At 30.6% G+C, this 20,804-nt stretch carries 17 protein-coding genes; 3 read left to right on the top strand and 14 right to left on the bottom strand.

Annotated elements, in window-relative coordinates:
- Window positions 1-25: 25 nt before the first annotated feature.
- From ACTG3V_RS08970 to lysA, 10 genes are all read right to left on the bottom strand, one after another.
- Window positions 26-952 carry a sterol desaturase family protein gene (locus ACTG3V_RS08970; protein WP_439131827.1) on the bottom strand — a complete coding sequence of 309 codons (927 nt, stop codon included), beginning with the start codon at window positions 950-952 and terminating at the stop codon, window positions 26-28.
- A 100-nt stretch (window positions 953-1,052) separates the two neighbouring features.
- Window positions 1,053-3,542, bottom strand: coding sequence for a DNA topoisomerase 3 (locus ACTG3V_RS08965; protein WP_439131826.1), 2,490 nt, complete (start codon window positions 3,540-3,542; stop codon window positions 1,053-1,055).
- A 45-nt stretch (window positions 3,543-3,587) separates the two neighbouring features.
- A complete protein-coding gene (locus ACTG3V_RS08960; RefSeq protein ID WP_439131825.1) occupies window positions 3,588-3,890 on the bottom strand; it encodes a type II toxin-antitoxin system RelE/ParE family toxin in 303 nt (100 codons plus the stop codon).
- Window positions 3,890-4,258, bottom strand: coding sequence for a hypothetical protein (locus ACTG3V_RS08955; RefSeq protein WP_439131824.1), 369 nt, complete (start codon window positions 4,256-4,258; stop codon window positions 3,890-3,892). The genes ACTG3V_RS08960 and ACTG3V_RS08955 overlap by 1 nt, the downstream gene beginning before the upstream one ends.
- 79 nt (window positions 4,259-4,337) lie before the next feature.
- On the bottom strand, window positions 4,338-4,430 hold the full coding sequence (locus ACTG3V_RS08950; protein WP_439131823.1) for a hypothetical protein: 93 nt from the start codon (window positions 4,428-4,430) through the stop codon (window positions 4,338-4,340).
- 38 nt (window positions 4,431-4,468) lie between these two features.
- Entirely contained in the window at window positions 4,469-5,215 is a 747-nt protein-coding gene (locus ACTG3V_RS08945; RefSeq protein ID WP_439131822.1) for a GIY-YIG nuclease family protein, read from the bottom strand.
- A 38-nt stretch (window positions 5,216-5,253) separates the two neighbouring features.
- The gene (locus ACTG3V_RS08940) at window positions 5,254-7,377 is read right to left on the bottom strand and encodes a Tex family protein (RefSeq protein WP_439131821.1); all 2,124 of its coding nucleotides are present in this window, start codon (window positions 7,375-7,377) and stop codon (window positions 5,254-5,256) included.
- A 149-nt stretch (window positions 7,378-7,526) separates the two neighbouring features.
- Complete coding sequence (locus tag ACTG3V_RS08935) at window positions 7,527-8,042, bottom strand: GNAT family N-acetyltransferase (RefSeq protein ID WP_439131820.1); 516 nt, start codon at window positions 8,040-8,042, stop codon at window positions 7,527-7,529.
- Between the two features lie 3 nt (window positions 8,043-8,045).
- Entirely contained in the window at window positions 8,046-8,660 is a 615-nt protein-coding gene (locus ACTG3V_RS08930; protein ID WP_439131819.1) for a fumarylacetoacetate hydrolase family protein, read from the bottom strand.
- 96 nt (window positions 8,661-8,756) lie between these two features.
- Window positions 8,757-9,998, bottom strand: coding sequence for a diaminopimelate decarboxylase (gene lysA, locus ACTG3V_RS08925; protein ID WP_439131818.1), 1,242 nt, complete (start codon window positions 9,996-9,998; stop codon window positions 8,757-8,759).
- Between the two features lie 314 nt (window positions 9,999-10,312).
- Here lysA and ACTG3V_RS08920 point away from each other — a divergent pair, with 314 nt between their 5' ends.
- On the top strand, window positions 10,313-12,178 hold the full coding sequence (locus tag ACTG3V_RS08920) for a DNA topoisomerase IV subunit B (protein ID WP_439131817.1): 1,866 nt from the start codon (window positions 10,313-10,315) through the stop codon (window positions 12,176-12,178).
- 347 nt (window positions 12,179-12,525) lie between these two features.
- Window positions 12,526-15,252, top strand: coding sequence for a DNA gyrase/topoisomerase IV subunit A (locus ACTG3V_RS08915; protein WP_439131816.1), 2,727 nt, complete (start codon window positions 12,526-12,528; stop codon window positions 15,250-15,252).
- 81 nt (window positions 15,253-15,333) lie between these two features.
- Here the strand turns inward: ACTG3V_RS08915 and ACTG3V_RS08910 are convergent, their stop codons facing one another.
- The 4 genes from ACTG3V_RS08910 to ACTG3V_RS08895 form a co-directional block, all read right to left on the bottom strand.
- Complete coding sequence (locus ACTG3V_RS08910) at window positions 15,334-16,047, bottom strand: YebC/PmpR family DNA-binding transcriptional regulator (RefSeq protein WP_439131815.1); 714 nt, start codon at window positions 16,045-16,047, stop codon at window positions 15,334-15,336.
- Window positions 16,048-16,243: 196 nt separating this feature from the next.
- Complete coding sequence (locus ACTG3V_RS08905; protein ID WP_439131814.1) at window positions 16,244-17,428, bottom strand: acetate/propionate family kinase; 1,185 nt, start codon at window positions 17,426-17,428, stop codon at window positions 16,244-16,246.
- A gap of 1 nt (window position 17,429) precedes the next feature.
- Entirely contained in the window at window positions 17,430-19,523 is a 2,094-nt protein-coding gene (gene pta, locus ACTG3V_RS08900) for a phosphate acetyltransferase (RefSeq protein ID WP_439131813.1), read from the bottom strand.
- 194 nt (window positions 19,524-19,717) lie between these two features.
- Window positions 19,718-20,290, bottom strand: a complete 573-nt coding sequence (locus ACTG3V_RS08895; protein WP_439131812.1) for a DUF1287 domain-containing protein — start codon at window positions 20,288-20,290, stop codon at window positions 19,718-19,720.
- Window positions 20,291-20,481: 191 nt separating this feature from the next.
- On the opposite strand from ACTG3V_RS08895, the gene ACTG3V_RS08890 reads away from it, so the two are divergent.
- The coding region (locus tag ACTG3V_RS08890; protein WP_439131811.1) for a transposase at window positions 20,482-20,804 on the top strand (323 nt) is incomplete at its 3' end.

Raw genomic sequence — 20,804 nt, 5'->3', positions numbered from 1 at the left:
AAATGCTTTTTAAAGCAATAAGTAATTAAGATTCTAATAATTTTTTGCGTTGTTGTTTTATGGTTAAAGAACTTCCATCATGACTCCAACCAGGAGCACCAAAAACGTACATAAATTTATGGTACCAGTTTTTAGACTTTTTCATATCGTTCCAAATATCTTTGTATTCGTGAGTTAATATAATTAACGGATTATAGGAATTAGGTGGATGCGTAACTCCGTATTTGATATCGATATTTTCATCCAATTCTTTCCAAGTACCAAACATTCTGTCAAAAATATTTAAAAATCCACCATGGTTTTTATCCATATACTCAAAATTTTGTGCATGATGCACTTGATGCATAGTGTGCGTGTTCATAAATTTTTCTATAAAACCCAATTTAGGGATAAATACAGAATGTAATTGAAATTGCCACAAAGCTTCAATACCTAAGCAAACTACTAGCATTTCTGGAGGAAAACCAATTGCAGGAATCCACATATAAAAAAAAGGTTTGTATAATATCGTAAACCATCCATTTCTTACAGCTGTACCTAAATTGAAATTTGAGGAAGAATGGTGTACAATATGAGCAGCCCATAGCAAACGGATATTATGATTTTGCCTATGAAACCAATAATAACTAAAATCGTCTAGTACCTGACAAATTATCCAAATATACCATGCGTAACCAAATGACTCATATCCCATAATATTGGTTCGAACACCATCTACAATTGGGTTAAAAAAATCATATACTACATTAAATAAAACAATAGCAGCTATTGTTTTTGTAAGTGGCGCTAAAATTGTGGAGCCAATTCCCATGGAAAGGCTAGCCAATAAATCTTTCCATTTGTATATTTTTTTGTTTTCTTCTTTTTTGTGATGTTTACTGTAGGTTAATTCTAATAAAATTAAACCTAAAAAGCAAGGTACACCATAAACCAAAGGGTTTGTAAAATTCATTCTTTATAATTAGTTTTGGCTAAAACTAAATCAAAAATTAGAGAATAACAAAAGATTTGTAATTATTATCAGTATAACAATTAAACTAAAATGTAATAAATTATTGATAAATAATCTCTAAAACCAATGCTTTGGTCAAAGGTTTTCCGTTGGCAATTTTTTTGATGTTTTCAAATGTAAAAACAAAATCGCAACCCTTTTTATAATCAGAACAACCATAAGCTGTTTTTCCTTTTAAAATGGTTCCTTTTTTACATTTTGGGCAAGTTATTTTATTTTGAGACTTCTCTACTGCGCTCGAAGTGACATTAGAATTGTCATTGCTAGTATTTGACGAAGCAATCTCTTTATTATTTTCAGATTGCTTCACTTTGTTAGTAATGACTTTTGGTTCTAATTTTAGACTAAAATCATCCTCAAAACGAATTAAACCTTCTGTTTTTGTATTATTTAAAGTAAATCCTTTTAAATTGGTGGTGCAGCCTTTGTCTATCAATCTAATGATTTGGTTTTCAGAAATCTTTTTACCGTAAATTTCAAAAGGAATTTTTAAATCGCAGTTGTTTTTGTATTCAGAACAACCAAAAGCAGATGATCCTTTTAATAATTTCCCTTTTTTACATTTTGGGCAAGTTTTGCCTACAACTGTTTTAGACTTCTTTTTGTCATTTCGACCTTGTGGAGAAATCTTTTGATCTGAAGAGATTTCTCGATTTCGCTTTGCTTCACTCGAAATGACATCAGAGTTAAACGAAATTCTTTTTTTAGAAGTGTTAGAACGCACTTCATACACCAATTCATCCACCATTTTTTTCATGTTATTGATGAATGTTCCTGCGTTAAATTCGCCACGTTCAATTTCTTTTAAACGTTTTTCCCAACGTCCTGTGAGTTCAGCAGATTTTAATAATTCATTATCAATAATATTGATTAAGTCAATACCTGTTTGAGTTGGTAAAACCAATTTCTTTTTACGCTCAATGTATTTTCTTCTAAATAAAGTTTCAATAATACTTGCTCTTGTAGAGGGTCTTCCAATTCCGTTTTCTTTCATCAATTCACGCATTTCATCATCATCTACTTGTTTACCAGCAGTTTCCATGGCGCGTAAAAGAGAAGCTTCAGTATAATTTCTTGGTGGTTTGGTTTCTTTTTCTAAAAAAGAAGGCTCGTGTTTTCCTTTTTCACCTTTAATAAAAGAAGGTAATCCGTCTTTATTATTTTGAGATTTCTCGACTGCGCTCGAAATGACATTAGAATTGTTATTGTCATTTCGACCTTGTGGAGAAATCTCATTTTTATCTTTTTTAGCCTCAAAAACAACTTTCCAACCTTTGTTAATAATTTCTTTACCCGTTGTTTTAAAAGGAACTTCTGCAGCTTTTCCTAAAACAGAAGTATTAGAAACATCAGCATCTGGATAAAAAACAGCAATAAAACGTTTGGTAATAATGTCATACACTTGTTGTTGATTGTATTGTAAATTTCCTTGAATTCCTGTTGGAATTATGGCATGGTGATCGGTTACTTTTTTATCATCAAAAACACGCTTAGTTTTCTTAATTTTCTTGCCTAAGAGCGGTTGCGTGAGTTCACTATAATTGGTTAATTTAGATAAAATTCCGTGCACTTTTGGGTACAAATCATTGGGTAAAAATGTAGTATCAACTCTTGGATAGGTTACCACTTTCATCTCATACAACTTCTGAACCATTTTTAAAGTTTCATCTGCAGAAAAGCCGAATTTATTGTTGCAATAGACTTGTAAGCCTGTTAAATCGAACAGTTTAGGAGCATATTCTTTCCCTTTTTTCTTTTTTACGGAAACAATTTCAAACTCAGATTGCGCGACTTTATCCGCTAAAATTTGACCATCTTTCTTTTTTAGGAAACGTCCATCTTCGTAATTAAAAAGTGTATCTCTGTAGGTTGTTTGTAATTCCCAATAAGGTTGTGGTTTAAAATTTTGGATTTCAAAATAACGATTCACCAACATGGCTAGGGTAGGAGTTTGTACTCTACCCACAGACAATACTTGTTTGTAACCACCAAATTTAACAGTGTATAAACGAGTTGCGTTTAAACCTAACAACCAATCTCCAATAGCTCTAGAATATCCTGCATAATAGAGATTGTCGTATTTTTCTGAGGATTCTAAATTTTCAAAGCCTTCTTTAATCGCTTCTTCCGTTAAAGAAGAAATCCACAAACGTTGTACTTTTCCTTTGTAATTACATTGATTGATGACCCATCTTTGAATCAATTCTCCTTCTGTTCCTGCATCCCCACAATTAATTACAGTTTCAGCTTTATCAAATAAAGATTTTACAATATTAAACTGTTTTTTGATGCCAGAATCGCCAGTAACCTTGGTGTCAAAACGTTCTGGTAACATGGGTAAATTGTTCAAATCCCAACTTTTCCAATGTGGTTTGTAATCTTTAGGCTCTAAAAGTGTACATAAATGCCCAAAAGTATAGGTTACAGCATAGCCATTGCCTTCGTAGAAACCATCACGTTTTGTTTTGGCTCCTAGAATGTTAGCAATTTCTCTTGCTACAGATGGTTTTTCGGCTATACAGACTTTCATTTATGTTTTTCGCGGAATCGAAAGTAAGAAAATATTTGAGAAGTTTTATATATCCTTTTGTAACTTATTGGGATTTTGTCTGGTGTCGAAAATGGTAATTATTTCTATCTCTTTAAGTTGTTCTGAAACACGATAGAATAAAGTTGTTTGTTTTGTAACAACACATTTATAAAGTCCTTTAAATTCAGAAGATTCTATACAACTATAAGGATGCATTTTTATTTGTGAAATTTTAAGATCAAATTTTTTAAGAAATTCATTTTTAACTTGTAAACTCCAGTTTTCTAATAAATAATTTGTTAGCTTCTTAAATCTAAATTTTGCGATTTCAGAAAAATAAATATTCATCAGGAAATTTCTTTTAAAACAGATTCGTAAGAATGTCTTTTTCCTTCATCTAACTGTTTTATTCCCAAATTTATTTCTTCTTTTTCAGAAGTACTCAATGCATTCCAAAAATCATTATTTTCAAAGAGTGTTTTTTCAAGTTTAGCTATTGTTTCTTTATTTTCTAAATTGATAAAATCATTTATAAATGTTAATTTTCTATTTTCTTGAGAAGATTTTAGATTGTCATAATCTAAACTTTTTTCATTTACTTCTTCAGCGTTAAAACTAAATGTTTCTAATACCTTTTTTAATTCTAAAAGAATATCTGGTTTTTCAATTGCCAAAATTTCATTTATTAACGCTAATTTTTTCTTTTGAATGTTCATTTTTTTCTTTTTTATAAAGATAAGAAATTAATTAAATCTATTTATTTCTTTTAATTTTATGTAATTGAATAATCAACAATTAATTATTTAATTTTTCTTGAACTTCTTTAAAAGTCAATCCTTTTTTAGTTATCCATTCTGTAAAACCATTTGAATTTCTGCCTAACACCATATTTGAAGCAGCACTAGGACTATTAAAAATGGTGTCCTCTAAAAAATAAGAATATCTAATTTTTCTTTAAGGATTCCTGTTTCAAGAAGTTTTCTTCTCATATTTCTATAAGTTTCAGTACAAGATTTAGATAGTACTTTTTTGGCTTCACTTCCTTTAGAAACTATATAACCTTGATCTGTTTCTTTCATTGTTGCTTTGAAAGTTTTAGTTTTAATCAAATAAATTTCATGGATTGATTTGTTATCAGAAATAATATTTTTATCACTTTCACTTACTGTTGATGAAATTAAAAATTTAAATCCCATAACAGGTAAAATTAATTTAATCTGCTCTAGAAAATATTCCATATCAGAAATATCTGCTTCGTGTAAAGTTGGGAGGCTAGGAGAGTTTCCGTTATCTATTTGTGCTGTTTTAGCCTCAATTGCAATTTGCACTAATCTTGATTCTAAATATCTTATTTGTGTTTTTGTTAGTAGTTCATCTTTACTAACAAAAAATATTAATTCCATAAAATCTTTATTTGGATCACTTAAATGTTGTTTTAATCTTGCTTTTATATTTTCAGCTTCACCAATATAAATTTTTTCATCAAAAGCATCATCAGTTGGGTCTCCTTTTAAACAATAAACACCAGGATTATCAAACTCATTTCTATCAATTATTTTGTTTATTGATGACCTAGGACTATAAATTGCTTTACCTACCCAATTTCCAATTTCACTTAATCTAGGTCCATAAGCAGTTCCATCAATCATGTAAACAGTTAATTTCTTTCCCATTTCTTTAAATTTTATGCTAATAATACGAAATTATTATTTTATTTAATCAAAGCCAATTGAATACGTTTTCTTACCACATCAACCTCTAATACTTTTACTACAATTTGTTGTTGCAAAGACACAATGGTATTCACATCTTTTACAAAAGTATCTGATAAATTGGAAACATGAATGAGTCCACTTTCTTTAATACCAATATCTACAAAACAGCCAAAATTGGTGATGTTATTCACAATTCCTGGTAACAATTGCCCAATTCTTAAATCTGAAATTGTTTTAATATTTTTATCAAAAGAAAATACTTTTGCTCTTGCTCTTGGGTCAACTCCTGGTTTTTCTAATTCTTTGATGATATCTTCTAATGTTGGTAAACCCACAGTTTCAGTAAGGTAATCTCTTATATTTATTTTTTGCAAGATTTCTTTATTGCTTATCAAATCCGCGACTTTCATTTTTAAATCTTGGGCAATTTTATCAACAATAGCATAACTTTCAGGATGTACACTAGAATCGTCTAAAGGATTTTTTCCGTTTTTAACTCGTAAAAAACCAGCAGCTTGTTCAAAAGCTTTGCCACCTAAACGTGGTACTTTTTTAATTTCAGTTCTTGAAGAAAAAGAACCATTTTCATTTCTGTAATTCACAATGTTTTCTGCTAGTTTTGGGCCAATTCCAGAAACATAACTTAATAAAGATTCACTTGCAGTATTGATGTTTACACCAACCGTATTTACACAATTTTCAACAGTGGTATCTAATGATTTTTTGAGTTTGGTTTGATCTACATCATGCTGATATTGCCCAACACCAATTGATTTGGCGTCAATTTTTACTAATTCAGCTAAAGGATCTTGCAAGCGTCTACCAATAGAAACTGCTCCACGAACTGTAACGTCATAATTTGGAAACTCGTCTCTAGCAATTTTAGAGGCAGAATAAATAGACGCTCCAGCTTCACTTACCACAAAAACATCAATGGCATTTTTAAACTGAATTTTCTGTATTAATTGCTCGGTTTCTCTAGAGGCTGTTCCATTTCCAATAGCAATAGCTTCAATTTTATGTGCTTCCGCCAAAGAACTAATTTTTTTAATCGCATCAAAAGATTGATTTTGAGGCGCATGTGGAAACACAGTTTCGTTGTGTTTTAGTTCACCTTGTGCATTTAAAAATACAATTTTACAACCAGATCTAAAACCAGGATCTATAGCCAAAACTCTTTTTTCGCCTAAAGGAGCTCCTAATAATAATTGTTTTAAGTTTTTTGAGAAAACTTGAATGGCTTCATCATCTGCTTTTTCTTTAGCTTTTGAAATTGCTTCATTAGAAAGTGAAGGAAACAACAAACGTTTAAATGCATCTTGAATAGCCAATTGAATTTGATCTACACATTCGTTGTTAGAACGAATGATTCGATCTTCCATTTTTTGGAGTGCTCTTTCAGTATCAATCTGGAGTTTTACACGAATAAAACCTTCTTTTTCTGCACGTAAAATGGCTAATAATCTGTGAGATGGAATTCGATTTAAAGATTCACTCCAATCAAAATAGTCTTTAAATTTTTGTGCTTTTTCCTCATCTTTTTTTGTGCTAACCACTTTGGAGGAAATTTGAGCAAAACGTTCTAATTGATAACGAATATTATTCCTGATATCTGTTCGTTCATTAATCCATTCAGCAATAATAAAACGAGCACCTTCTAATGCATCTTCAATAGTTTCAATATCTTTAGATGTGTATTTTGAAGCGGTGTATTCCAAATCATTTACACGTTGACTCATTATCATTTTTGCCAACGGTTCTAAACCTTGCAAACGCGCAGTTTTTGCTTTGGTTTTTCGCTTCTTTTTAAAGGGTAAATACAAATCTTCTAAAGTGGTAATGTCTTTTGTATTATTGATTTTAGAAGTCAATTCTTGCGTAAGAACATCTTGTTCTTCTAACGCTTTTAAAATTGCTTTTTTACGCTTTTCTAATCCTTCAAAAAGTTCTTTAAATTTTACAATTTCACCAATTTGAATTTCATCTAAATTTCCAGTCATTTCTTTTCTATATCTTGCTATAAAAGGAATAGTAGCGTCATCATTTAATAAAGAAAGTGTGTTTTTTATAGATTTTTCTGAAATCTGAGTTTGTTGAATGATGTATTGATGAATTTGCATTTTGAATTAATTTTTTTAAAAAAAGAAACCTCATAAAAATGAATTTATGAGGTTGTAAATATAGTTTTATTTTGCTTTTATGTAAGAAAACTTCTCGATACTATTTTCTTCTTTCATCAGAAAATCACTCGAAGTGACATCAATTAATTTTAGGAAATAATTTTCTCAAAAGCCAAACGTTTTGCATTGTAACTGGTGTAAATAATTCCACAATACTGATAGCCCATTTTTTTAATTAAAGATTGCATACCCAAATTTTGTTCATGGGTGTCAATTTTTAAACTTTTGATATCTTGTTCCTTTAGTTTTTGATGCAATTCCTCGAAAACAAATTTTGCAATACCCAAACCACGAAATTCTTTAGCCATGGCTAATCTATGAATAACGCCATAAGGTAAAGTTTCATCTATAATCCAATTGCCATCAATCACTTTTTTATAAGTTGGTTCTGGTCTTGTAGTAAACATGGTAGTTGCCATAATTGCATTTTTATCATTCACAATTACATAACTTTCTCCATTTTTAATATCATTTTCTACCTGTTCAGCATTTGGATAGCCATTTTGCCATTGATCTATATGTAAAGATTTTAATAACGCTTTTGCATCGTCTATAATTTCTAGTATTCTTGGAACATCAGTTAAAGTAGAAAGTCTAATATTCACGACTTAAATCATTTTAAAATCAAGGAATAATTCATCTTCAATAAAACATTGTAAATGATCATTTTTAAAAATTTCTCCTTTTCCTACAGCAGGTGTACCTGTAAAAATTAAATCACCAGGTTTTAAGGTCATATATTCAGAAATAAAACAAATAATATCTGCAAAGTCATGAATCATATAAGCAGTGTTACTTTTTTGTTTTTCTTCACCATTAATATGTAAACTGAAGTTGATGTTTGCTAAATTAGGGTAGTTTGTTATGGACTTGAAACTTGAAATTGGTGCTGCACCATCAAAACCTTTGGCAAATTCCCAAGGATGGTTGTTTTCTCTAGCTTTATTAAAAATATCTTTAGCTGTATAATCAATTCCAACACCAATTTCAGATATATAAGAATTTGCATCTTCTTTCGCGATGTTTTTTCCTGTTTTTCCTATTTTTATAACCAACTCTACTTCATAAATGAGTTCGTTTGTAATTTTGTGTGGGTATGCCACATCACAGTTTACAGCCAATGCTGTTTCTGGTTTAGAAAAAATGAATTTTTTGCCTTTCTTTTTTTCTTCTATATCGTTTAAATCAGTTACATAGTTACTACCAATACCTAATACTTTCATTTGTTATAATGTGTTAATTTATTTGTAAATGTAAAGAAAAAATCCACTAAAAATAATACATTTTTAGTGGATTTAATGTTTTTTTATATTGCTTTTTTAAGCAGTAGCTTTCTCTTTTTTTGTAGCTTTAATTGGTAATTCAATCACTTCTTGATTGTGCAAAATATCTTGAATTGTTTGCCTTTTTCTAATTAAATAATCTTGTCCGTCAACCAACATAACTTCTGCAGGTAAATAACGAGAATTGTAATTAGAAGCCATCGAATAACAATATGCCCCAGCATTATGGAAACACAAAATATCTTCTTCAGAAATTTCAGAAATTCTTCTATTAGAGCCAAATGTATCTGTTTCACAAATATAACCCACAACAGAGTAATAACGATCACGTCCTTCAGGGTTAGAAATATTAGTAATTCTATGATAAGAATCGTACATCATTGGTCTTACTAAATGATTAAAACCAGAATCTACATGAGCAAAAACTGTTGATGTTGTTTGTTTTACCACATTTACTTTTGCTAAGAAAACTCCTGCTTCAGAAACCAAGAATTTTCCAGGTTCAAACATTAAAGTGATATCTTTACCATATTCTGCACAAAACTCATTGAATCTTTCAGATAGTTGTACACCCAGCTGTTCAATATCAGTAGAAATATCTCCTTCTTTATATGGCACTTTAAATCCGCTTCCAAAGTCTATAAAATCAATGTTTTTAAACTGTTTAGCAACATCAAACAAAATTTCAGTTGCACGTAAAAAGGTGTCAATATCTAAAATATCAGAACCCGTGTGCATATGAATTCCGTTAATATTCATACCTGTGTTTTCTACAACACGCTTAATATGTGGTACTTGGTGAATCGAAATTCCGAATTTAGAGTCGATATGACCTACAGAAATCTTAGAATTTCCACCTGCCATAATATGCGGATTGATACGAACACAAACAGGAATATCAGGATGTTTTTGCCCAAATTGTTCTAAAATCGATAGGTTGTCAATATTAATTTGCACTCCCAAATTAGCCACTTCTTCAATTTCTTGTAAAGAGACTCCATTTGGTGTAAATATGATATTTTTAGGATCAATACCTGTTGTTAATCCCAACTGCACTTCTTGATGAGAAACTGTATCTAAACCAGCACCTAAATTTTTAAAAAATTTTAAAATATTGATGTTCGATAATGCTTTAACTGCATAGTTTAGTTTTAAATTTTTAACGTTACTAAAAGCACTTGTTAGCCTGTTATATTGTGATGCAATTTTGTCTGTATCGTAAACATATAAAGGACTTCCGTATTTGTTTGCTAATTCTAAAAGCTGTGTTCTTTCCAATTTATTTTGATTTAATTACTGAGTTCAAAAGTAATCTATTTGTTCATTTATTTACGATATGTTTAAAAATATAACATATTGTTTTTTTTTGTTTTAAATACTGAATTTATTTCTGTAAATAATTACTTCTCATGTTGTTTTGTTTTCTAAAAACATCAAGTCTTTTAGGTTCATTAAGGTTGGTATGATGTAATTGCTGTGCTATAAAAAACCGTTGAAATCCTGTTAATAACTATCGTAAAATGCCATTTCTTTTTAGTAAGTTTAATGTTATATTGCAATAGCTTCAAACCTAATCACAGTAAGGATTTTTTATGAGTCAACAAACAAAATATACAGAAGATAATATTAGATCATTAGACTGGAAAGAACACATTAGAATGCGTCCTGGAATGTATATAGGAAAATTAGGTGATGGTTCTTCAGCTGACGACGGAATTTACATTTTAGTCAAAGAAGTGTTAGATAACTCTATTGATGAATATGTAATGGGCGCTGGGAAAACCATTGAAATTTCCATTCAAGGTAACAAAGTTACCGTACGTGATTATGGACGAGGAATTCCTTTAGGTAAAGTAGTTGATGTAGTTTCTAAAATGAATACTGGTGGTAAATACGACTCCAAAGCCTTTAAAAAATCTGTAGGTTTAAATGGAGTGGGTACAAAAGCTGTGAACGCTTTATCATCTTTTTTTAGAGTAGAATCTTCACGAGAAGGAAAATCAGCATCTGCAGAATTTAGTCAAGGAAATTTAGAAAACGAAGAGTTTTTAGAAGAAACTTCTCGTAGAAAGGGTACTAAAGTTTCTTTTGTTCCAGACGATAGTATTTTTAAAAACTACAAATTCAGAAATGAATATGTGGCAAAAATGCTTAAGAATTATGTGTATTTAAATCCAGGTTTAACCATCATTTTTAATGGAGAAAAATTCTTTTCTAAAAATGGTTTAAAAGATTTGTTAGAGGATAATAACAATACAGAAGATATGTTATATCCTATTATCCATTTAAAAGGAGATGATATTGAAGTTGCTATAACCCATAGTAAAACTCAATATTCAGAAGAATATTATTCGTTTGTAAATGGACAACATACCACACAAGGAGGTACACATCAATCTGCATTTCGAGAAGCCATTGTAAAAACCATTCGTGATTTTTTTGGTAAGAGTTTTGAAGCTTCCGATGTTCGTAAATCTGTTATTGCAGCTATCGCTATTAAAGTAATGGAACCCGTTTTTGAAAGTCAGACAAAAACCAAATTAGGTTCTACAGATATGGGAGGAGATTTACCAACGGTTAGAACTTATATCAACGATTTTGTAAAAACAAAATTGGATAATTTTTTACATAGAAATTCGGATGTTGCAGACAAACTGCAAAGAAAAATATTACAAGCAGAAAAAGAGCGGAAAGAATTATCAGGAATACGTAAATTAGCGAGAGATAGAGCAAAAAAAGCAAGTTTACACAATAAAAAACTACGGGATTGTAGAATTCATTTAGGAGATACTAAAAAAGAAAGTTATTTAGATACTACTTTGTTTATTACAGAGGGAGATTCTGCTTCTGGTTCGATTACAAAATCTAGAAATGTAAATACACAAGCCGTTTTTAGTTTAAAAGGGAAACCTTTAAATTCATATGGATTGAGTAAGAAAATTGTGTACGAAAATGAAGAATTTAACCTATTACAAGCTGCTCTTAATATAGAAGATGGCTTAGAAGATTTACGCTACAATAATATTGTAATTGCAACTGATGCTGATGTTGATGGAATGCATATTAGATTATTGTTAATTACATTCTTTTTGCAATTTTTTCCAGAATTAATCAAAGAAGGGCATTTATATATTTTAGAAACCCCTTTGTTTAGAGTTCGAAATAAAAAAGAAACTATTTATTGTTATTCTGACGAGGAAAAGCAAAATGCAATTAATAAATTAAGAGGAAAGCCAGAAATTACTCGATTTAAAGGTTTAGGTGAAATCTCACCTAATGAATTTGTACATTTTATAGGTGATGATATTCGTTTAGACCCTGTTATGTTAGACAAAGAAATGTCTATTGAACAAATGTTGGAGTTTTATATGGGAAAAAATACTCCTGATAGACAAAAATTTATCATCAATAATTTAAAAGTTGAATTAGATTACGTAGAAGAAGAGAGTCTTTCCTAAATCCTTTCCAAAGGAAAGGACTTTGATTGGCTATTAATGCTGAAAAATAGGTGTGTTATCAAAGTAAATAGACCTCACAGGTTTTCAAAACCTGTGAGGTCTAGAGATAAAAAAATAAAAATTGGTAATAAAAAAGTTTAGGAATAAAACTATAAGTTAGCAAGTAAGCTTGCGTTAGGGATTGAAGAGGAAATCCTTTTTACAAACTGAACTTGGCTCAGTATCTTTTAGTTTAAGGAGCAGATGCTGAAATAAATGCAGCACAAGTAAAAAGATTGTAACGTAAAGCCCGACCTTTAGGTAACGCCCAGATAAAAAATACACAATTAAACGATTTAACGTTTTTTATGAGTGAAGAAATAAACGAAAACGAACACGAAGAAGAATTAACAAATGAGGGGGAACAATTAGACTCATCTCAAGAAGAAACCATTACCAAAGTTACAGGTATGTACAAAGAGTGGTTTTTAGATTATGCTAGTTATGTAATTTTAGAAAGAGCAGTGCCCTCTTTAGAAGATGGTTTAAAACCTGTGCAGCGTAGAATTATGCATTCTATGAAAGATTTAGATGATGGGCGTTACAACAAAGTAGCCAATATTGTTGGGCATACGATGCAATATCACCCTCATGGAGATGCTTCTATTGCAGATGCTATGGTGCAAATTGGTCAGAAAGAATTGCTGATTGACATGCAAGGAAACTGGGGTAACATCTTAACAGGAGATAGAGCTGCAGCATCTAGATATATTGAAGCACGTTTGTCTAAATTTGCTTTGGATGTAGTTTTTAATCCGAAAACAACGGAGTGGAAATTGTCTTACGATGGTCGTAGAAAAGAACCGATTGATTTACCTGTAAAGTTTCCATTATTACTGGCGCAAGGTGCAGAAGGAATCGCTGTAGGTTTATCAACTAAAATATTACCACACAATTTTATAGAATTGATCGATGCTTCTATCAAATATTTAAAAGGAAGAAGTTTTAAAATTGTACCTGACTTTTTAACAGGTGGAATTGCAGATTTTACCAACTATAATGATGGAAAACGTGGTGGAAAAGTACGGATTCGTGCAAAAATTTCTCAGCTAGATAAAAAGACCTTGGTGATTAATGAAATTCCGTTTTCTACCACAACACAATCTTTAATAGACAGTATTTTAAAAGCCAATGATAAAGGTAAAATTAAAATAAAAAAGATTGAAGATAATACAGCTGCAGAAGTAGAAATTTTGGTGCATTTGCCACCCAATGTTTCTCCAGACAAAAGTATAGATGCTTTGTATGCATTTACAAATTGCGAAACCTCTATTTCACCTTTATGCTGTACTATTGAGGATAATAAACCTGTTTTTTTAGGCGTATCAGAACTTTTAAAACATTCTACAGATTTAACTGTTGAGTTGTTAAAAAAGGAATTAGAAATTCAATTAAATGAGTTGGAAGAGCAATGGCATTTTTCTTCTTTAGAGCGTATTTTTATAGAAAACAGAATTTATAGAGATATAGAAGAAGAAGAAACTTGGGAAGGTGTAATTGTTGCTATTGACAAAGGTTTACAACCACATATAAAACATTTAAAACGTGCTGTTACAGAAGAAGATATTGTGCGTTTAACAGAAATTCGTATCAAGAAAATATCAAAATTTGATATTGACAAAGCCAAACAGTTTATAGAAAGTTTAGAGGATAAAATTGCGGTGGTTAAAAATCATTTAGAGAACCTAATTGAGTTTGCTATCGATTATTTTAAAAACCTAAAAGAAAAATACGGCAAAGGAAAAGAGCGTAAAACAGAAATTCGAATTTTTGATGATATTGTTGCCTCTAAAGTTGCTATGAACAATGCAAAACTCTATGTAAATAGGGCAGAAGGCTTTATTGGAACTTCTCTAAAAAGAGACGAATTTGTTACAGATTGTTCAGATATTGATGATATTATTATCTTTAGAAAAGATGGTGGAATGATGGTAACCAAAGTAGATGCCAAAACTTTTGTAGGTAAAGATATTATTCATGTAGCTGTCTTTAAAAAGAAAGACAAACGTACAGTGTATAATATGATGTACAGAGATGGCAAAAGTGGACCAAGTTACATGAAGCGTTTTAATGTAACTTCTGTAACCAGAGATAAAGAATACGATTTAGCCAATGGTAAAAAAGGTTCTATTGTTCATTATTTTACAGCAAATCCTAATGGCGAAGCAGAGGTAGTAACTATTAACTTAAGAAATGTTGGTTCTGTTAAAAAACTAAAATGGGATATTGATTTTGCTGATTTAGCAGTTAAAGGTCGTGGAGTTCGAGGAAATACCATTACCAAATATGCCATTAAAAAAGTTGAATTTAAAGAAGCTGGTGTTTCCACTTTAAAACCACGTAAAATTTGGTTTGATGATGCTGTACAACGTTTAAATGTAGATAATAGAGGCGAATTATTGGGCGAATTTAGAGCAGAAGATAAATTATTAATCATTACACAAAGTGGAAAAGCAAAAGCTGTAAAACCAGATTTGGCAATGCATTTTGAAGATGATATGATTGTGCTAGAAAAATGGAACCCAAACAAACCGATTTCTGCTATTTATTTTGATGGTGAAAAAGCAAAGTACTATGTAAAACGCTTTTTGATTGAAACGCCTGAAAAAGAAGAAGATTTTATTTCAGAACATCCTAAGAGTCGATTAGAAATTGTGGCTACAGATTATAGACCTATTGCAGAAATACAGTTTTCTAAACGTAGTTTAGAAAATGAAACTGTAAACTTTGAAGAGTTTATTGCTGTTAAAGGTATTAAAGCACTGGGAAATCAATTAACGACTGAGAAAATTAAGAATGTTAATTTGCTAGAATCTTTGCCTTATGAAGAGCCTGAACCAGAAAAAGTTGAAAATGTTGAGGTGGTAGAAGAAAAAGTGGTAACAGATAGTTTACCAATTGATGTACCTATTTCAGACAAATCAGTAACATTAGAAGGAGAAAGTAAAGAAGATAAAAAGAATGCATTATTAAAAAAGGCAATACAAAAGAAAAAGAAAAATACGGATGATGATAGTCAGCAGCGCTTATTTTAGAAATTATACACCAAAAACATAAAAGGGTAATTCGTTATTTTGAATTACCCTAAAAAACTTTAAATTTCTAAAAAACAACCTTTATTCTTCCATAGAATGATATACGTTCTGTACATCATCATCTTCTTCTAAACGTTCTAATAATTTATTTACGTCTTCTTTTTGTGCTTCAGTTACTTTGGTGGTAGTAGTAGGTATTCTTTCAAATCCAGAAGAAAGAATCTCTATATTATTTTCTTCAAAATAGGTTTGTAATGAACCAAATTGCTCAAAAGGAGCATAAATAATTACCCCTTCTTCATCATCAAAAACTTCTTCTACTTCAAAATCTATAAGTTCTAATTCTAACTCTTCTAAATCATCAATATTTTCTTTGCTAACTGTAAAATTACATGTGTGGTCGAACATAAAAACAACAGAACCAGAAGTTCCTAAATTTCCATCACATTTATTAAAAGCAGCTCTAACATTGGCTACAGTTCGGTTATTGTTATCAGTTGCAGTTTCTAATAAAATGGCAATTCCATGAGGAGCATATCCTTCAAATAATACTTCCTTATAGTTTGCAGTATCTTTGTCAGACGCTTTTTTTATGGCACGCTCAATATTATCTTTTGGCATATTAGCTGCCTTAGCATTTTGAATTACAGCACGCAAACGAGAATTGGTGTCAGGATTTGGACCTCCTTCTTTTACTGCCATAACAATGTCTTTACCAATTCTGGTAAAAGTTTTTGCCATTGCTGACCAACGCTTCATTTTTCTAGCTTTTCTAAACTCAAATGCTCTACCCATTTCTGTTGATTTTTTAAATGCTCACAAATGTAGAAATTAGCAAGTTCTTTTGCAATTTTTTGATTAATGGATTTTTATTGAATAATACCTATTTGTAGGTATTTGAAAAACTAAATCAAATTTCTAATTTAGTGGTTAAAATTTATTCCCCCAACTTTTAGTATTTCTGGATGATAACAATATCCAGAAATACTTTTTATTTTAAAAGTTGATAAGATTGTTTTGCAATTTCAACTTCCTCATTAGTAGGTATCACAAATATTTTTACTTTGCCATTTTCTTTTTGTATTTCTCTTATGTTTTTAGAACGAATAGCATTTTTTTCTGAATCTAAATCAATCCCTAAAAAATCTAAATTTTCACAAGCTAATTTTCGCATTAAAGCTGAGTTTTCTCCAATACCTGCTGTAAAAATAATGGCATCTAAACCATTTAATGCAGCTACAAAAGAACCAATAAATTTTTGAATTCTATATGCAGCCAATTCTAAAGCATTTTTACAATTCTCATCACCTTCAGTTGCTTTTTCAGAGATTTCTCTTAAATCAGAATGACCAGTTAAACCTAACATTCCAGATTCTTTTTGTAGAAGTTTATTTACTTCTTCTGCACTTTTGTTGAATTTTTTCATCAAAAAGAAAATCACAGAAGGGTCAATATCTCCAGAGCGTGTTCCCATAATAAGACCATTCATTGGTCCCATTCCCATAGAGGTATCAATGGTTTTTCCGTCTTTTATTGCAGCCATACTACAGCCATTGCCTAAGTGTATGGAAATAATTTTAGAATCTTTTTTGTTTAATTTCTCAATAGCTTTTTCAGAAACATATTTATGACTTGTTCCATGAAAACCATAAGCTCTTATATGATGTTGATTTAAATACTCGTTAGGAATAGCAAATTGATAGGCTTTTTTTGGCATTGTTTGATGAAAAGCAGTATCGAATATTGCAATTTGTTTTGCAGCAGTAAAAATAGTTTCTGCAATTTCTATACCTGTTAAATTTGGTGGATTGTGCAAAGGTGCTAAATCAAATAATTCTCGAATACTATCTTTAACTTGTGTGGTAACTACAACTGTTTTACTAAACTTATTTCCTCCATGAACCACTCGATGTCCTACAGCTTCTATTTCATCAACAGAATTGATAACACCAATTTTATCATCCATCAAGGTCTCAGCAATTTTTCTCAATCCAATTTCATGATTTAAAATTGGTAAGGTTTCAGAAAATTCTTCTTCACCTTTTTCATGGGTAAATATAGCATCATCCATTCCGATTCTTTCTACAAGCCCCACACATTTTAGGGTTTGAGAGGGCATCTCTATCAATTGGTATTTTAAGGATGATGACCCTGCATTTAAAACTAAAATATTCATCTTATTCTTGGTTTGCTTGAATAGCGGTTAATAAAACAGTATTAAAAATATCATCTACAGTACAGCCTCTACTTAAATCGTTTACAGGTTTGTTTAAACCTTGTAACATTGGGCCAATAGCCAATGCTCCTGTTTCTCTTTGAATAGCTTTGTAAGTATTGTTTCCTGTATTTAAATCTGGAAAAATTAATACAGAAGCCTGTCCTGCTACTTTTGAATCTGGCATTTTTGTTTTCGCCACAGACATATCTACAGCAGCATCGTATTGTATTGGACCTTCAATTTTTAAATTAGGTTTTTTAGACTTCACAATTTCTGTTGCTTTTCTTACTTTTTCTACTTCTTCTCCTTTTCCTGAGCTTCCAGAGGAGTAAGATAGCATGGCTACTTTTGCATCAATACCAAATGCTTCTGCAGATTGTGCAGAAGAAATTGCGATTTCTGCCAGTTGTGCAGCATTAGGGTTTGGGTTAACAGCACAGTCTCCCATAACTGAAACCCTATCTGATAAACACATAAAAAATACAGAAGAAACAACTGATACACCAGGTTTTGTTTTTATAATTTGTAAAGATGGTTTTATGGTGTGCATGGTGGTGTGTACTGCTCCAGAAACCATTCCGTCTGCTAAGCCATTATGAATCATAAGCGTACCAAAATAAGAAACATCGCGTACTAAATCTACAGCAGTGGTTTCTGTCATACCTTTATGTTTACGAGCTTCATATAATGTTTTCGAAAAATCATCATTATAAATAGAATCTTCAGGATTTAAAATATTGATTTTCTCTAAATCAATCTGTATACCAATTTGATCGCATTTTAATTGTATGGTATTTTTATCTCCCAAAAGGGTTAAATCTACAATATTCAGCAATTGTAATCTTGCAGCAGCTGTAAGAATTCGTTCGTCGTTTCCTTCTGGTAAAACAATATGTTTTCTGTCTTGTCTTGCCTTTTGCAGCAAATTATATTGAAACATACTTGGCGTTAATCGATCAGATTTAAATGTAGATAGAATGTTTGTTAAACGTTCAACATTTACATAATTGTCAAAAGTATCTAATGCTAATAAAATTTTTCGTTTGTTAGATGCATAAATCTTTGGTTGTACAGCACCAATTTTATTAGAAATACTAAAAGTTCCTCCACTTACTGAAATTATTGGAATTGTAGATTGCACACCTTCAATTAGCTTAATAATTGAATCTTCAGGCAATAAGCTACCCGTTAAAATTATACCTGCAATTTTAGGGTAGTTACTAGAAGCGTTTGCTTGTAATGCTCCTAAAATAATATCTGCTCTATCTCCAGGGGTAACCACAAGTGCATTTTCTCGTATTCTTGTAAGGTAATTTCTAAGTTGCATAGCACCAATACTATAGCTACCTATGGCATTATCTATAAATTGCTCCCCAAATAAAATGTTGCTATCTAAAGCGTCAACTACTTCTTTTACAGTAGGGTAGGCTAAAAAGTTAATATTTGGAATGATATCTATTGAAACTTTCTTAGGAAAAACTTTATTTAACTCTTGTTTGATAAAGCCAACTTCATCAATTTCAATTTTATTGGCAATTACTCCAACAACATCTACCTCTTTGTTCACAAAAGAATTGTAGGTAATTTGCATGGTATTTATAAAATCTTTCTTCTTTTTACCATTTCCAGCCCCAACAATTAAAACAGGAATACCAAGGTTTTTAGCAATCATTAAGTTTACATCAACTTCTGTAAAACCACCTTCACCAGAAAAATCGGTACCTTCTACAAGAACATAATCAAACTTTTTTTCAAGTTCTTTATATTTTTTGATGATGGTATGTATAATTTCATCTTCTTTACCTTCACTCAATAATTCTACTACTTCATATTGGTGATAGGCAAAACATTCATCGTGATCAGTTTCTAAATTAAAAAAGCTAATAGCAGTATTGGTGTGATTATCGAATGCGTCATTTATACCTTTATTGATAATAGGTCTAAAATATCCTACTTTAGGAGATCTAGTTAACATCATTCTTAATAAACCTAAAGAAACCAAAGATTTTCCACTATTAGATTCTATGGTTGTAACATAGATTGCTTTACTCATTATATGTATTTTGTTGATTGTTCAATGCAAAAATAAGGCATAAAAAAAAGACTAAAAGTGATATTAGTCATTAAATTACTATTTAGTTGTTTTATGGACTACTATATTTTTGAGTATATCAATTTTAAAACATTAAAGACGCAAAAAATAGCATTTTCTTTATAAATTTTCACATGAATTATTTAAATGATATATTATATATTCTTATAACGATAATGCCCTATAATTTTAAAAGAAAACAAGCAATTATCTATAACTTGCCCAGCACCAATGTTATGCACAATTAAATAACGAGAATTGTCTTTCGATTTTTTGTTGACCACAATTCCTGTGTGAGTAATTGCTCCACCTAAACTCCAGCATACAATATCACCAGGAATATAATCTTTTGGGTTCTTCGAAATTGGTTTAACTAATCCTTTTCGAGATAAAAAAGTCATTAAATTTGGTACTCTTCTGTGGTCTATGTTTTTATCAGTTTTTTTTAATCCCCAAATTTTGGGATAAAGATTAAAGTTTTGTTTCATATCTAAATGCACTTCTTTTTGCAAATCGATTCCGATTTTTCGATAAGCTCTGATAATAACATCAGTGCAAACACCTTTACCTTGGGGTACATCTCCATTTGGGTAAGCAATTGCAAAATAGCTTGGGTCGTAAACTACCTCATCTTTTGTTAATTCTAAAGCAGCACTACTTAATTTATCTTCTTGTGAAAAAGAAAACAGAGAAAAACAAAAACATAAAATTATTAAAAGTATTCTCATAGTTTTTACTACTAACTACTAACGGTCTAGTATAAGAATAGTAGCGGGTTTTTACGCACTAACTTTTCGGTTAAACACAGACCTTTTTTATATTTAATTACTTTCGTTTTAGCGATTAAACCGCTATTATTTTTATACAATGTGCCTGTTGCACAACTTGTTAAAGATACAGAAATTTTGTATATTTAGTAATGCAAGGCAAGAAGAAATATCAAGAAAAGCTGTTCAATAATTTCCAGTTGAGTGAGCATGTTCCCAAGAACAATTTTTACAGACGCTTAAAAGAAGTACTTCATTTAGAATTTCTGTATTCAGAGACCAAAAACTATTATGGTTCAAGTGGTCAATCTAGTATAGATCCCATCGTATTTTTCAAATTATGTTTAGTAGGTTATTTAGAAAATATCATCAGTGATCGTCAACTGATTGGGCATAGTGCAATGCGTTTAGACATTCTCTATTTTATAGGCTATGATATTGATGAACCTTTACCTTGGCATTCCACGATAAGTAG

Source organism: Polaribacter sp., assembly GCF_965660385.1.
Lineage (GTDB): Bacteria > Bacteroidota > Bacteroidia > Flavobacteriales > Flavobacteriaceae > Polaribacter.
This window is presented reverse-complemented; position numbering and strand designations above follow the sequence as displayed.